The sequence below is a fragment of the Ralstonia pickettii genome (assembly GCF_001699815.1).
In the GTDB taxonomy this organism is placed as follows: Bacteria; Pseudomonadota; Gammaproteobacteria; order Burkholderiales; family Burkholderiaceae; genus Ralstonia; species Ralstonia thomasii.
Genome location: NZ_MCGB01000104.1, coordinates 67,051 through 82,625, shown reverse-complemented (window position 1 = coordinate 82,625; position 15,575 = coordinate 67,051). Strand labels below are relative to the sequence as shown.

The 15,575-nt window shown below is 63.2% G+C and carries 11 protein-coding genes; all 11 read right to left on the bottom strand.

Going from position 1 to position 15,575, the window contains the following annotated elements:
- Positions 1–39: 39 nt before the first annotated feature.
- The gene (locus tag BEK68_RS22875) at positions 40–1,875 is read right to left on the bottom strand and encodes a DUF1302 domain-containing protein (RefSeq protein ID WP_012430344.1); all 1,836 of its coding nucleotides are present in this window, start codon (positions 1,873–1,875) and stop codon (positions 40–42) included.
- Between the two features lie 74 nt (positions 1,876–1,949).
- Positions 1,950–3,317 carry a DUF1329 domain-containing protein gene (locus BEK68_RS22870; protein ID WP_024542193.1) on the bottom strand — a complete coding sequence of 456 codons (1,368 nt, stop codon included), beginning with the start codon at positions 3,315–3,317 and terminating at the stop codon, positions 1,950–1,952.
- Positions 3,318–3,373: 56 nt separating this feature from the next.
- Complete coding sequence (locus tag BEK68_RS22865; protein ID WP_012430342.1) at positions 3,374–3,787, bottom strand: RidA family protein; 414 nt, start codon at positions 3,785–3,787, stop codon at positions 3,374–3,376.
- A gap of 662 nt (positions 3,788–4,449) precedes the next feature.
- Positions 4,450–5,427, bottom strand: coding sequence for an alpha/beta hydrolase (locus tag BEK68_RS22860; protein ID WP_012430341.1), 978 nt, complete (start codon positions 5,425–5,427; stop codon positions 4,450–4,452).
- A 13-nt stretch (positions 5,428–5,440) separates the two neighbouring features.
- Entirely contained in the window at positions 5,441–7,039 is a 1,599-nt protein-coding gene (locus tag BEK68_RS22855) for a flavin-containing monooxygenase (RefSeq protein ID WP_249262955.1), read from the bottom strand.
- A gap of 61 nt (positions 7,040–7,100) precedes the next feature.
- A complete protein-coding gene (locus BEK68_RS22850) occupies positions 7,101–8,270 on the bottom strand; it encodes an iron-containing alcohol dehydrogenase (protein WP_012430339.1) in 1,170 nt (389 codons plus the stop codon).
- 35 nt (positions 8,271–8,305) lie between these two features.
- Positions 8,306–9,790: an NAD-dependent succinate-semialdehyde dehydrogenase gene (locus BEK68_RS22845; protein WP_037021885.1), complete on the bottom strand. Its 1,485-nt coding sequence runs from the start codon at positions 9,788–9,790 to the stop codon at positions 8,306–8,308.
- A 444-nt stretch (positions 9,791–10,234) separates the two neighbouring features.
- Complete coding sequence (locus BEK68_RS22840; protein WP_012430337.1) at positions 10,235–11,416, bottom strand: acetate/propionate family kinase; 1,182 nt, start codon at positions 11,414–11,416, stop codon at positions 10,235–10,237.
- Complete coding sequence (locus tag BEK68_RS22835; RefSeq protein WP_012430336.1) at positions 11,413–12,858, bottom strand: bifunctional enoyl-CoA hydratase/phosphate acetyltransferase; 1,446 nt, start codon at positions 12,856–12,858, stop codon at positions 11,413–11,415. The genes BEK68_RS22840 and BEK68_RS22835 overlap by 4 nt, the downstream gene beginning before the upstream one ends.
- A 9-nt stretch (positions 12,859–12,867) precedes the next feature.
- A complete protein-coding gene (locus BEK68_RS22830; protein WP_012430335.1) occupies positions 12,868–13,380 on the bottom strand; it encodes a hypothetical protein in 513 nt (170 codons plus the stop codon).
- Positions 13,381–13,544: 164 nt separating this feature from the next.
- On the bottom strand, positions 13,545–15,293 hold the full coding sequence (locus tag BEK68_RS22825; RefSeq protein ID WP_004627239.1) for a PHA/PHB synthase family protein: 1,749 nt from the start codon (positions 15,291–15,293) through the stop codon (positions 13,545–13,547).
- Between the last annotated feature and the right edge of the window lie 282 nt (positions 15,294–15,575).

The window sequence follows — 15,575 nt, the reverse complement described above, 5'->3', positions numbered from 1 at the left end:
GGCGGCGCACCGCGCGCGCCGCCGCCCGACACGGACGCGTCAGAAGTTGCGCGTGACGAATGCGCCGATAAAGTTGCGATCCGAATACGGATTGCCGACCGTGTTGTGCCCGCCCCAGAACGCCGTGAAGTTGATGCCCGCCTGCCAGACGGTGGGGTTCTGGTTGAACAGCACGTAGAAGTTGGCCGACTTCGCGCCCTGCATGTAGTTCGCGTTAAAGGTGGGCGTGTAACCGTACAGGCCCGCGTTGAACGTCACACCCGGCGTGACCTGCCAGCCGGGGATCAGCGTGCCGTCATACGTCCAGTTGAAGTCGACCGTCACGCCGCCCGAGGCGGCCGTACCCTGGCGCATGCCGATGGGGTAGCCCGTGCCTGAGTTGTTGTTCAGCCACGTCAGATAGCCTGCCTGCGGCGCCTGCATGACCTGCACGCCGTTGATGGTGCGTGTCACGCTTCCGCCAAGACCGGGGTAGTAGACCATCGTCGCTTCTGCGGTCAGCGAGGCCGAATCCGCTCCTATCATCTTGAGGAACGGATACTCGCTGCGCGTGAGTGCCAGAATGCCGTTGATACCGAATTGCAGCTTCTTGCGGTCCACCCACTGCTGGCAGTCGACACCGGCCGGGTTCACGTTCAGGTCCATCGGTCCGCCTGCGCCGTAGCAACCCGAGAGCGCCACGGCGTCACGCGGGCGATACGACAGCTCGGTACCGACTGCCCACGGTCCCACCGGGAAGTTCGCGCTGATACCAAACAGCTGACGATTCTGCTGATACGACCACTGTGCTGTGTTATTCGTGAACGAACTCAACACGGGCGACTTGTCGGTGTAGTTCTCGTAATAGAAGGCGAAGTTCGCGTCGATGGAGGTCGGCACATAGTTGAACTTCACCCCGAACTGCGGCTTGTACTTTGAAGGCAGCTTGTTGGAGACCGGCAGCCCGATCGAGAACGACGGTGGGCCAGCGAAGTCGCCATTGACCAGGCCGTTGTTGATCGCCGCAATGGTGCCCGGGTCGTGGCTGTTCAAACCGTTCTGGCCCGCCACCGTACCCGCGCTCGGGCCGTTCGCGTTGAAATTGGTCGTGTTCACGGTGAAAGGCTCAGCACCACGGCCCACAGCGTTGGACGCCGACCAGAAAGAGCCAACCGGGGGCATGCGGTTGCCGTTCCAGATGAACTGGTAATAAGCCTCGGTGCTCAAGCCATGCGAGAGATTCGTGGCAAAGCTCACCATCGGCGCAGGTAGCAGCGCCTGCTTGAGCTGCGAGCCAGGAATCAGAAGCTTCTGGATATCGAGCGAGTTGGTGGCATTGATGCCGCCCATGGCATACATGCTCTCGCCCCAGTTGATGACCTGGTTGCCGATACGGACGTGGGCGTTCTGATCCGCCACGGTAAAGTCCTTCTGCGCCCATAGGTCAAGCACGTGCGCGTCATAAACCACCTGCGCCCTCGCATCACTCGACAGCGGCGTGCGCTCGGTGTTCTTGGCCATGAAGTCGTACATGCCCGTGCCGCGCGCCATGAACTTCAACCCCTCGCTGGGCATCGTCAGCAGCAGTTCGCTGGTCGCGCTCAGGTATGTGCTGTAGGGCTTCCACTTGCGATAGTTCAGATCGCCGTTGTCGCCAGCGCCCCACTGGTCGGTATTGGCCGCCGCACCGCAGCCATTTGCATTCGGATCACCCGTGAGCGCGCAGCTCGGGCTTTTTGTCCGCGTTGCCACACCGGCCGTGATGTTGCTCACCAGCGAGCCTTTCACCGCGTCGTCCGTGCCCAGGGTGAAGTCGTAGGCGTACGCTGCAGACGTTGTTGCCGCCAACACGGCGAGCGAAATCGCTGTCCGCGTGGACATCTTCTTGGTATTCATTTTTCCTCCAACCCGTTTTGATACCGGTACGCCCCTCCTCAAGCGCGTGCCGGCCCCCGCTCATGCGGCCACGTTCAGCGCTCGCTCACCGCGCGCAGTGTCTCTGCGGTAAAGAAATCCGTCTTGAAGCGCGGATCATTGATCTGCTCGTACCAACGAATGTCTTTGCCCTGACCGAACGTCGTTTGATCCATCACGTAACGGCCGTTGCTGAGGTCGTACATCGCGAACGGCAGGTTGTCGCAGGTGCCGCCCAGCTCCCACACCGGAATCGGGTAGCTCTCGCGCACCTTCCAGAGCTTGCCCTGGGCGTCGTAGTCTTCGCCGACGAGCGCCAACCAGCTGTCTTCATCCAGGTAGAACACCTTCTTGGATGCAACGTGACGCGCGCTGGGCTTGAGCGTGGCCTCGACCACCCAGACGCGGTGCATCTCGTAGCGACGGTTGCCCGAAGCAACGCCGTCGGGCGTGGCAACGTCGTGCAGGTTGGTTTTGAACTTGTACATGCCGAACGCGTTGTACGGCACCAGCAGTTCCTTCTTGCCGACGAGCTTCCAGTTGAACCGGTCGATCGTGCCGTAGAACATGTTGGCCTCATCGATCAGGTACTGGTTCTCCATGCCGATGACCGGCGCATCGTGCGTATAGGCCGGCATGCGGCGCACACGACGCTGCCCCGGGAAGTAATAGAACGTCTCCGACGACTTGTTGAAGAACTGCCGCTGTACAAAAGCCTGTCCGGCCAGCGCCGGTGGCGATTCCATCTTGAAGAAGGCGGCACTGCTGAGCTGGTCAACATCCTGCGGCGTCGTCTTGCCGGGCTTGCCCCATGGGAGGAGAGCATGCTGTGGAGAGATCACGTCGATCCATTCATTGCCGCCCGGGCGCGGGGAAATCGAGGTGACCATCTTCGGCCATTCCAGACCTTCACCGTGGTAGCGATATATGTAGTTCAGGATCGCTTCTGCGCCGTTCTTGGGCTGCGGGAATGCAACACCCGGAAGGGTGGCCGTCTGCAGCTGCTCCCCCGTCGAATCCAGCTTCGCTCCGGTCAGATTTGCCTTGGAGTTCTGCGCAACGAAGTCGGGCACCTGGCATTCGCGATGCGACGGATACACGTCCATGCGATAGCCCTTCTTCTGCTTGATGAGCTGGATCTGGCCTGGCGTCAGCTTGTCTGCGTACTTGTCGATGTTTGACGCATCGATCGAGTACAGCGGCTTCTCGCTCTTGTGCTTCCAGAAATCGCCGCGAACCTTGCCCCACTCCCAACCCGCTTCGGGCGACTGTTTACCTGCGTAAGCAGGTACCGCACCATCTTTGCTCGCGGCGCGATCACCGCCCTCCGGCGTGAGGTCTTCCGCCATGGCGGCGGTGCCGATCACACAACATACTGCGGCCGCAATAGCGGATACGAATTCAATGCGTTGCTTCTTCATCATGGGCTCCTTCCAATATCTCTCGCCGTGCAGCCAGCATGTCCGGCCGCCTCAAGCGCTCATTCCTCACCGGATCCGGCCACGGCCATCGCGCGAATCTCGATCAGCAATCCAGGCAAGGCCAACTGCGTCACCCCTACCGCCGACCACGACGGATAGCGGCTCGGAAAGAACTGGTCCTTGACGGCGATAAACGCGTCGATATCGCCATGCAGGTCCGTGTGAAACGTCGTGAGCTCGACCACATCGGCCAGGCTTGCGCCCGCCTCGTTGAGAACGAGCTTCAGGCATTCGAATGCGATCTGCGCCTGCGCTTGCATCCCCTCCGCAGGCTTCATGTCAGCATCCACCCCAACCTGGCCGGACACCCAGACCATGTCGCCCACGCGCGTTGCCGGCGAGAAGTGATACGCGTCGTAGTGCCCTTGGAAAGGAGCCGGGATGATCGATTGACGCTTATTGCTTGCAGCCATGGCCTGAGCCTCTCTGCTAGATGCGTTGATGGAAACAGGTGTGCGGAGCAGAAGAAGACGCCAACAGCGCTCTAGCCCTGCACCTGTTTTCGGGCTGCCATTTGAAGATCGTCTCGCCGCCAAGAAAGCCAGCACGGCCGCGTGACGCGCGGTGCGGCACCGACCTGAGCGACACCCATCTGAGCATCGCCTTATGAATACGTATTGACGGCCTACAAATAACGTTAGTACGGCCAAATATTAGCGTTGCACCGGCCTATCATCAAGGTGTGACAAACTAGGGAAAATACCAACCAAGCGGGACGCAAACGATGTCCAACCGGTCCATTAAGGGGTGCTGGTGTGGATTCGGCGGTTCGATCGCCGCAGCGCAACGCTGCAGCACGCGCATGTGCCGCGTTGCCATTAGATGGAGAGCCGGAACAGGAGCGACCTGAGGGAGCCGCCGGGGGGCTGGGAGTCACGCGGGCGGTCGACTGAACCGATCCGCGCATGGGCAAGCGAATGGATTCATGCGTTGCAGGCCTGGCTAATTGCCGAAGCTCGAGTCAAGACCGACAGGCCGACGCGACATTGCTGGCGCAGCGATCAGCACACGCGCCAGCTCGCGTGCCACCCATCAGAAGAAGGCGACCTCATCGTTGCGCATCAAAAGCAACGCTTTACGAGTGCCGAGAAAGTCGACGAATGAATAAGCCGCCAAGCTCGAGCAAGTTCTGCGCCGAGCTGATGCGACCTGCCGCCGTGAAAATGCCGTGCATATGGCGAGGCAGGTGGTGATGCTCCAGCAAGCCGCCTGCCCGCGCTGCCATTGCTGCGTATTCAATGCCTTCGTCGCAGAGTGGGTCCAGGCCAACGGTGGCGATAAACATCGGAGGCTGACGGCGGCCCTCTGCATGCAGCAGCGGCGACAAGGTGGGCTGGTCAAGCGGTGTGCCTGCGGGCACGTACAGCTCACGGAACCATTGCATCGATTCTGCGACGAGCGGCAGCCCGCCCAGGAAGCGTCCGTAGGACGGCCGGCTTGCGGTCAGGTCCGTCACCGGATAGAGCAGCACCTGGCCCGCGACCTCGTACGCCCCTGTAGCCGGCGAATTGCTGATGATGGTCGCCATACTGCCGCCCGCGCTATCGCCGGCCAGCACTACGCGGCTGGCGTCAATGGACAACGCTGCCGCATTGGCGACCAGATGGCCGAGTGCCTGCTCGCAGTCCCGCAGCGGCACGGGCCATTGATGCTCTGGGGCCAAACGATATTCCACCGACGCGACGACGCAGCCACTTTGCCGGGCCAGCAGTCGGCAAATGCCGTCATGCGTGTCAATGCTGCCAATCACCCACCCGCCGCCGTGCAGGAACACGACCAACGGCCCCTTGTCGCCCGCGCCCTCCGCTTCGTCCGGCTGGTACAGCCGCACCCGGATCTCTCCGTCGGTCACCGGCACCATGATGTCGCGATGGCCAACGCCGTCAATGCCGTTCAAGCCGTTCAGGCCGCAGGCCCGGGCAAAGTTAGCACGCGAAGGCTCCGGCGCCAGGCTGCCGTAGTGCAGGCCGCCCGCCTCGCGGAACGCCTGCACGAGGGGCCGCGCATCCTCCGCCACCTCGGCGAGCGGCTGCCAGGAGCGTTCCGAAGACATGTCCCTGCTCCCGTCAGATCGGCTCGAATGCGCCGAGATCCCAGCGCGCCATCGCTCGGTATTCATCCACCGTGCCGGACCAGTTGTTGATGACCTTGCCTTTGGCGTTCTTGTACCAGCTTGAGCAGTCGGCCGAAAATGCCGAGCCGCTCATTGCCGCCTGCAGCGCGCGGTTGTAGTCGTCGGATAGCGACCTGCTGACGTGGCATGCATCCACCCCCGAGGCCTCGATACCGCGAATCGCATCGATGATGTAGCGCTGCTGGATCTCCAGCATCGACAGGATGGAGTTGTGGTTCAGGTTGGTGTTCGGGCCATAGATCATGAATAGATTGGGAAAGCCCGGTACTGCCATGCCGAGATACGCTTGCGGTCCGTCGGCCCAGGCATCGGCCAGCGAACCATCTAGGCCACTGACCTGCAGGTCACCCTGGAATGCCTGGCTCTCAAAACCGGTGCCGAACACCACGACCTCGAAAGCATGCACGCGGCCATCCTTGGACAGGATGCCCTCTTCGACAAATGCCTCGATTCCGGCAGTCTCGAGCGTGACGTTGTCGCGCGTCAGGGCCGGATAGTAGTCGTCGGAGCGCAGAATCCGCTTACAGGCAAATTCATAGTCAGGCGTGAGCTTGGCACGCAGGACGGGGTCGGCCACGCTTCGCTCCAGATGTTCCAGCGCCAGGCGCTTGCCTTCGCGCTGCGCATCGGTGCCGACGCGGGTGCGCTCGAAGCCTGACTCTCGGAATGCATGGAGCCGCTCGCGGCTCTTCTCGAACAGGGCCGGATCGCGCTGAAATTCATCGAGCTGTTCCGTGGCGAAGACAATCTGATTGCGCGGCATGATCCAGTTGGCGCTGCGTTGGAACACAGTCAGATGGTTCACCACCGGGGCAATCTCGGGAACATACTGCACCGCGCTGGCCGCGTTACCAATGCTGGCGACGCGCTTGCCGCGCAGGTCCACGTCATGGCGCCAGTCGGCGGAATGGAAGTACTGCCCCTTGAAGGTGCCCAGTCCCGGCACCTTGGGAATCAACGGTCGGTTGAGCTGCCCCCAGGCCGGCACGAAGAAGCGCGAAGTCAGGCGCGAGCCGTCGGCCAGCTCGAAGCGCCAGAGGCGATCGACCTTGTCCCAGACCGCGCCGCGGATTTCGCTGTTGAAGCGCAGATGGGAATCGAGTCCGAAACGGGTTGCGAGCGATTCCATGTAGCCGAGCAGCTCGTCGCGGCCCGCGTACATGGCACTCACGCGCAGATGCGGATGGAAGCTGTAGCAGTAGAGGTGCGATTCGGTGTCACACGCCGCGCCGGGATAGGAGTTGTCGCGCCAAACGCCGCCCAGCGCCGGGCGCTTTTCCAGCACGACGAAATCATCGATACCCGCCCGCTTCAACTGGGCCGCCATGCCAAGCCCGCCGAATCCGGCGCCGAGGATGACAACCTTGTAGTGACCGTTGGTTTCGACCTGACTCATGATGCTTCGCTTCCTGTACTGCGGGCCCCGCCCGACGACGGGTCCCTTTGCAATGGATTGATAGATGCCAGCCTGCGCTGTTCCCGAGCGCATCGCAGGCGAAGGTCGGGCTTCGCACCTGGCGCAGGTCAGCACATGGTTCTCCAGCCAGTGGCGCGCTGGCCTTGACTGGTCCAGCGGGCGCCCCACTCCGGCCTTAGTACGCCTGTTCGTAGAGCCGCAGGGCGTCGGCTTGCTGCACGTCGATCGGGTTGTTCTGTAGTAAGCGCTGCTGCTGCATGGCGTCCGCGGCAAGCATCGCCAGGCTTTCGCGCGTGACACCTGCATCGCGCAGCCGCCGCGGCGCACCGGACCGATCCATCAGGTCCTCCATGAATGCAATGAAGGCAGCGGTGCGGGCATCGTCATCGCGATCTGCCTCGCCGATGCCCAGCGCGCCCGCCAGTTCTGCGTACTGCGCAGCCGCTGCTGCGGCGTTGAAGCGCAACACCGGCCCAAGCATCAGCGCGTTGGACAGACCGTGCGGGATATGGAAATGCCCACCCAGCGGATACGCCAACGCGTGCACGGCCGCAACCGGCGCGTTGGCGAAAGCCTGGCCCGCGAGCGTCGCGCCAAGCAGCATCGCCTCGCGCGCGCGCCGGTCGTTACCGTTCTCGCATGCAGCCAGCAGATTGGCCGACAGCAGGCGCAGCGCCTCACGCGCCAGCGCGTCGGAAATGGCGTTCTTCTTGTGCTTGCTGGTGTAAGCCTCGATGGCGTGAACCATGGCGTCGATCCCTGTGGCCGCGGTGTGCTGCCGCGGCAGGCCGACGGTCAGCTCGGCGTCGAGGATCACGCGGTCTGCGTAAAGCTGGGGCGCGACGATTCCCATCTTGGTCGTCTCGCCGACGGACACGATGGAGATATTGGTCACTTCCGAACCGGTACCGGCCGTGGTCGGCATCTGCACCAGCGGCACGCGTGCGCCCTTGACGTTTCCGATGCCGTACATCTCGGCCAGCGGCTGCTCGGAGACAGCCAGCACGGCCGCCAGCTTTGCAATGTCCATCGACGAGCCGCCACCCAGACCAATCACGAGATCAACACGGGCCGCGCGCGCATGCTCGACGCAACGCAGCAGCACCGCCTCAGGCGGATCGGCCACGACCTCGTCGAAAACGGTCACGCGGAAGCCGGCGGTCGCCAGCGATGCCTTGGCGCTCTCCAGCACCCCGGCCTTGTGCAGGCCACCATCGGTGACGACCAGCACACTGCGGCGCTCGGTCCATGCGGCCAAGAGCTCTCCGAGGCGGCGCGCGGCGCCCCACTCCTGGAGGATGGAAGGGACCGTGTCGAAACGTACCGGCTGTTGGAACTGATCCATGCTCTTGCTCGTTGGTGCTGTCGGTTGCCCCGCGCTCAGACCTGTGCGCACAGGTACTTGATTTCCAGGTATTCGTCGATGCCGTATCGCGAGCCTTCACGGCCGAGACCGGATTGCTTCACGCCGCCGAACGGGGCCACCTCGTTGGAAATCAGACCGGTGTTCAGGCCCACCATGCCGTACTCCAGCGCTTCACCAACCCGCCAGATGCGCGCGTTGTCGCGGGTGTAGAGATAGGCGGCAAGGCCGTACTCGGTGTCATTGGCCATAGCAATCGCCTCTGCCTCATCGCGGAAGCGGAACACAGGCGCGACCGGACCGAACAGTTCCTCGCGCGCCACGCGCATGTCCGGCGTGGCGCCGGCAATCACGGTCGGCTCGAAGAACGTGCCACCCAATGCATGGCCCTTGCCTCCAACGACAACCCTCGCGCCCTTGCCGACGGCATCGTCGATCATGGCTTGCAGGTGTTCGCACGCTGACTGCTGAATCAGCGGCCCCTGCTGCACGCCTGGCTCCACGCCATTGCCGACCTTGAGCTCCGCCACGCGGCGCACCAGCGCCTCGACGAAGCGATCGTGGATGCCGTCCTGCACCAGAAAGCGGTTGGCGCATACGCACGTCTGGCCGCTGTTGCGGTACTTCGACGCCATCGCACCTTCGATGGCGGCATCGAGATCGGCATCGTCGAACACGATGAACGGCGCGTTGCCGCCCAGCTCGAGCGACATCCGCTTGATCGTCGGCGACGACTGGCTCATCAGCACCCGGCCAACCTCGGTCGAGCCTGTGAAGGACAGTTTGCGCACGACCGGGCTGGCCGTCAGGACCGCGCCGATCTCGCGCGATGGGCCACACACGATTTGAAGCACCCCGGCAGGAATGCCCGCACGCTCGGCCAGCACCGCCAGTGCAAGCGCGGTCAGCGGCGTCAGGTCGGCCGGCCGCACGATAATCGAGCAGCCCGCAGCGAGGGCTGGCGCCACCTTGCGGGTGATCATCGCCGCCGGGAAATTCCACGGCGTGATGGCCGCGCACACGCCGACCGGCTGGCGAATGACGAGGATCCGCTTGTCGGTCTGCGGATGCGATGCGACGTCACCGTAGATGCGCTTGGCCTCTTCCGCGAACCACTCAACAAACGACGCCGCGTAAAGGATCTCGCCGCGCGCTTCGGCCAGCGGCTTGCCCTGCTCCGAGGTCATGATCAGGGCTAGGTCATCGGCGTTGGCAATCATCAGATCGAACCAGGCACGCAACAGCTTGGCCCGCTCGTGGCTGCTGCGGCGCTGCCAAACGGCCTGCGCTTGTGCGGAGGCCGTGATTGCAGACTCAACTTCGGCACCGCTCAAACTGGCCACGCGGGCCAGAATCTCGCCCGTGGCGGGATTGGTCACCGCAAACGAGCGTCCGTCGGACGCCTCTTGCCATCCCGAGGCCAACCAGGCGCGCGTTTCCAGTAATGAAGGGTCGCGCAGGCGGGCCTGGAGCGCTGCAGTAGCTTGGGTGTCGTGGTTCATTACGTTGAACTGCATATGGAATGGATGACGCTTCGCAGAGAGCGGTCGGGCAAGCCATGCCGAGGCTGGCGAACCAGATCAGATATCGGTACGCCATGGCGACGCGCTGGTACAGGCGCAAAGGATGACAATCAATTGCAGTGCCACACGCAAGGCGCCAGCCCCAACATCTCGGTCCCGACAAATCTCCGATTATTACGTGTTTGCGGCCTACAAAACACGTTACTGCGGCCAAATATTAGCGTCTTGTTGGCCTAAAATCAACGCAATAAAGGTTAGGGAAAACACCGACGGAATTTGGCGCAGATGATGTCGAATCGAGTGAGTTGGGCGTGTTGCGGGACATGCAGGCGTGACTGAAGTGCGCGCGATTTCTTGCGAATGGCGCGGCATAGCCATTTCGGACTGGGACATTGCACCTAGATTTACATCGCCGCACTCTCGTCACTGCAAATTGCATTGAACCGCATGCCGAGCTGCCACCCACTCCTCATTAGTAGGCTCCACCGCCACGCGAATCCGGCTCGCTGAACTGGAAATGATCGCTGCATGCGCTTGGTTGGCTTCGCCATCCAGGTTGGCGCCCAAATAACCAAGTCCCCCCACAACGCGTTCGCGCAGTACGGCGTTGTGTTCGCCGATACCGGCCGTGAATACCAAGAGATCCAGGCCACCAAGCACCGCTACCAGGGCGCCGATCTCGCGGACGATCCGGCGCACGTAGAGCGCAAGCGCTGCCTGCGCACGCGGGTTGTCGGCCTCGCGCGGAATCAGGTCGCGCGGGTCGGAAGACAGCCCTGACACGCCAAGCAGACCCGATTCGTGATACAGCACGTGCCCGACCTGTGCTGGGGAAAGATGCTCCGTCTCCATCATGTAGAGCACTGCCCCCGGATCGAGCGAGCCACATCGCGTCCCCATCATCAGGCCTTCGAGCGCGGAAAACCCCATCGTAGTGGCCACGCTCTTCAGCCCGTGCATTGCACACAGGCTGGCGCCGCTGCCCAGGTGCGCGACGATGGTTCGCCCGCGGGCGATGTCGCCATGCCGTTCGGGCAAGGCCATCGACATGTACTCGTACGACAGCCCATGAAAGCCATAACGCCGCAGGCCACGCTCCCATGCACTGTAAGGCAACGGCAGCATCGTCTCGACCTGTGGCAGCGTGTTGTGGAACGCGGTATCGAAGCAAGCAACTTGCGGCACGTCGGGCAAGCCCGACAGAAGCGCCTCGATGGCTTCCAATGCAAACGGCTGATGCAGCGGCGCCAGCGGAATGTAGCTGCGCAGATCGGAAAGCACCTCCGCGCTCACGCGTACCGGCGCAAAGTACTTGGCGCCGCCATGCACCACCCGATGGGCCACGGCCTTCAGCCGGCGGCCTTCCAGCCTTTGCTCGACACGCTGGCGAATGTGCATGAGCGCGGCGTGATACGGCTGTACACCGTCAAGCTCCAGCGCCTGTGTCGGCGCGCCAGCCTCTGTCGCCGTGGGGTGTTCAGTGCCGATCCCCTCCACTTTGCCGTTCCACATGGGCGCACGCGGCAACGGGTCCAAGGTGGCATCGAACAACGCAAACTTGATGCTCGATGAGCCGCAATTCAGTACGACGATGCAATCGTTCATGGCGGCAAGCTGCGGTAGCGGTGAGCCAGCAAGGTGGCAAGCGCGCACGACGCGATGCGCGATTCACGCGAGTCGGCACGGCTGGTCAACACAATGGGCACGCGGGCGCCGAGCACAATGCCCGCGCTGGCAGCCCCGCCAAGGTATTCCAACTGTTTGGCGAGCATGTTGCCGCTTTCCAGATCGGGCACCACCAGCACATCGGCCTGCCCTGCCACTTCCGAGACGATGCCCTTGATGCGCGCTGCAGCGGCAGATACCGCGTTATCGAAAGCCAGTGGCCCGTCCAGCACACCGCCTTCAATCTGGCCGCGGTCCGCCATCTTGCACAGTGCGGCCGCATCGAGCGTGGCCGGCATGCGCGGGTTCACGGTCTCGACCGCCGCAAGGATCGCCACCCGGGGGCGTTCCACGCCAATCGCATGGGCCAGATCGATGGCGTTGCGGACGATGTCCGCCTTCTGATCGAGGGTCGGCGCGATGTTGATGGCGGCGTCCGTCACGATAAACGGCCGCGGATACGCGGGCGACTGCATCAGGAAACAATGGCTGATCCGGCGCTTGGTACGCAGCCCCGCTTCGTCGCGCACGACCGCTGCCATCAATTCATCGGTATGCAGGCTGCCCTTCATGAGCGCCTCTGCCCTGCCCTGCGTGACAAGCTCCACCGCGCGGGTGGCAGCGGCGCTGCTGTGCGGCACGTCTTCAATCTCTATGCCACGGAGGTCAAGGCCGGCATCGGCGGCTACGCGCATCAGCTTGGCGTATGGCGCGACGAGGCAAGGCACGATCAGGCCTTCAGCGTGCGCGTCCATCACGGCTGTCAGGCTCAGCGCATCGCACGGGTGGACGATGGCCATGCGGACTGCACCAAGAGGTCGCACATGGTCGAGCAGCCGGTGCATACCATCACTGCCGGTGGTGATACGCACATCCGGCAGTGTGGTGCGCGGACGCTCGATCCGCTCGGTGGGCGCGATGACCTCGGCCTCGCCCGTGATGGCCACCGTGCCGCTGTCGTTTGTACACGTGCATGCCAGCGTGACCCGCTTTCTTTCGTCCTCTTTGCTGACCACCGTCACGCGGATGGTCAACGTGTCGCCCACGCGCACCGGTGCAAGGAATTGCAGCGTCTGCCCAAGGTAGATCGTTCCCGGGCCGGGCAAACGGGTCCCGAGCAAGGCGGAAATGAGTGCTCCGCCCAGCATGCCGTGGGCGATCACGCCGTGAAAGCGCGTGGATGCGGCAAATTCGGGGTCGAGGTGCTGCGGGTTGACGTCCCCGGACAGCACGGCAAAGAGCTGGATGTCCTCCGCCGTGAGGGTGCGCAGGATGGCCGCAGTGTCGCCAACGGCAATTTCGTCAAAGGTGCGATTGCGCACCACGCTAAGGTCGCTGCCCGGCAGCAGCGCCGGCGGTGCAGGCAAATGATCGGGGCCCATGTGCGCTCGTCAGTAAGTTTTGCGGAGTTGACCGTCGCCCTTGCCGGAGGCACGCAAAAGGGTCGGGTTCGACTGCTCGCTTGCGGAACGCGGCAATGCATCGCCCGGCAAGCCCCACGTCGACAGCATCCCCTGCAGCGCCGTGTGGATCGGCATGGCATTGCCGGCCGTGCTCAGCGCCCGGACGGAAGCCTGCTGCCATTCCAGCATGACGCGTTGGTAATCCGCCACGAAGCTCGACTGGTTCGAGATGGCGGTCTGCAGCACCCCTTGCAGCACATCCATGGCCCGCTGGCTGCTCTGCCAGAATGCGTTGGGTAGCAGCGCAGCAAACGCGTTCCAATCCTCGACGCTTTGCAGGTCGGCCAGCGCAGACTCCGTGCGGGCAACGTCTGCGGCCAGCAGCTCGGCGCCGAGTTCATACCAGCGCTGCCGCGTTGCCTTGAGCAGACCCAACGTCTGCAGTCCGAATGCAATCTGCGCCTTTTGAAGCGCGAGAGGAACGTTGGCGGGTGTATCCATGTTGGGCTCCTTAAGCCATCTGGCTGATGGTTTGGCGAAAGCGTGTCAATGATGCGAGAAACAGCACGGTGCCGATTACGCAGATGGCCAGACATTGAGGCCACACCACCAGTCCCATCGACCAGACCTTGGACCAGATCCCCGCGTTGTTTCTCCACACGCATCTATTTCTCCAGCACGTAGGTGCCGGGCGCGTCGGCCAGTGGCGGCAATCCTGGAACGCCCATCTTCGGCGGTTTGACCAGCGCGGAGCCCGATGCATGTGCAACGAGCCATGCGTGCCACGCCGGCCACCACGAACCGTCGGTGGCGGGCGCCGATGCCAGCCAGTCATCCGGCCCCGCCGATGTCTCGCCTGTGTGGCGTGTCTGCATCTGGAACCTTCGATGCGAGTTGGTGGGCGGGCTGACGATGCCGGCGTTATGACCGCCGCTGGTCAACACGAACGTCAGCTCCGCCTCGGTCAGGTGATGCAGCTTGTAGACGGAGCGCCAGGGCGCCACGTGGTCGGTCAGCGTGCCCACCACGAAGATGGGCAAATCGATCTCGTTGAGTGCCACCGGCTTGCCGTTGACGGGATAGTGGCCCTCGCTCAGGTCGTCGTTCAGGAAAAGATGCCGCAGGTACTGGCTGTGCATGCGCGCGGGCATGCGCGTGGCATCGGCGTTCCAGGCCATCAGATCGTTCATGGGTGCGCGGTCGCCCAGCAAGTATTCGCCCACCAGGCGCGACCACAGCAAGTCGTATGAGCGCAGCATCTGGAAAGCCCCGGCCATCTGGCTGGCGCGCAGATAGCCGGTCTGCTCCATCTGCGCTTCAAGCAGGCTGACCTGTGCCTCGTCGATGAACAGGCCCAGTTCGCCCGGCTCGCAAAAGTCAGTCTGCGCGGCAAAGAGCGTCATGGACGCCAGCCGTGCATCGCCATCGCGTGCCATGGCAGCCGCAGCGATGGCCAATAACGTGCCCCCCAGGCAGTAGCCGGCGGCGTGGACGCGCTGGCCCGGCACGATGGCATTGACGGCATCGAGCGCGGCAAAGACGCCGAGCTTGAGGTAGTCATCCATGTCGAGGGCGCGATCCGCCTCGTCGGGGTTCTTCCAGGAGATGCAGAACACGGTATGGCCCTGCTCGACCAGATAGCGGATCAGCGAGTTCTGCGGCGACAGATCCAGGATGTAGTACTTCATGATCCAGGCCGGCACGATCAGGATGGGCTCGGCCTGGACCTTGCCCGTAGCCGGTGCGTACTGGATCAACTCGATCAGGCGGTTGCGCAAGACCACCTTGCCGGGCGTGATGGCCACATCGCGGCCCACCATAAAGCGTTCGGTACCGGCAGCCGGCGCGCCGCTCATGGAGCGCTCCAGATCGTCAAGCGCATTGAGCGCGCCGCGCACAAGGTTGGTGCCGTGCTGCTCAAAGGTCCGGCGCAGGACAATGGGGTTGGTTGCCAATTGGTTGCCCGGCGACATCATGTCGAGCCATTGACGCGCAGCAAAGGCGACCACGTCCTCATGGTGCTTGGCGACACCCCACACGCCGCGCGTGGCGGCCTCCCACCATTGTTCTGTCAATAGGAAGGACTGGTGCAGCACGTTGAACGGCCACAGGCGCCACTCGTCGGCCGCGAAACGACGGTCGCGGGCCGGCGGCTGGACGCAAAGACACGCGTTCTGAGGGCCGGACGCCATGCAGTTCCGGATGTAACCCTCGAGTTGTTGGGCCTGCGTTAGCGCCAATCGCCACAGATCCAGCCGCTTGCCCGGTGAGCCGGCCAGATGCAGCGCCCAATCGAACAGGGCCAGTTGCATTGATGCAATCGAAAGCGAATTGGACGCGCGGGCAAGCGCCGCGTGAAATGGTAGGTCGATCTGCTCTGCAGTCGGCGAAGACGGCACGGGGGCGGTGCGCATGGTCGGGGCGTCAAACGATTGCGAAATATGCAATCCATTAGATGCCAGGGGCTACGGCCCGGACTTGATGCACCTCAAACTGGGACAAGAGGGCCGACTCTAGGTGGTTTCACAGAAACGACATCTGCGGTTGCCTGCCAGTCGTCGCAGTGGCGGTGGCGACGGAGTTCCGCGGTTGGGAGTGGACATGAGCGCGCTGCTTTCATATCGCGCCGATGCCGCTCGGTTCCGGCTGGAACCGCGGATTCCAAGAGGCCCGGTCAACGGGCCACCGGCCTAAAT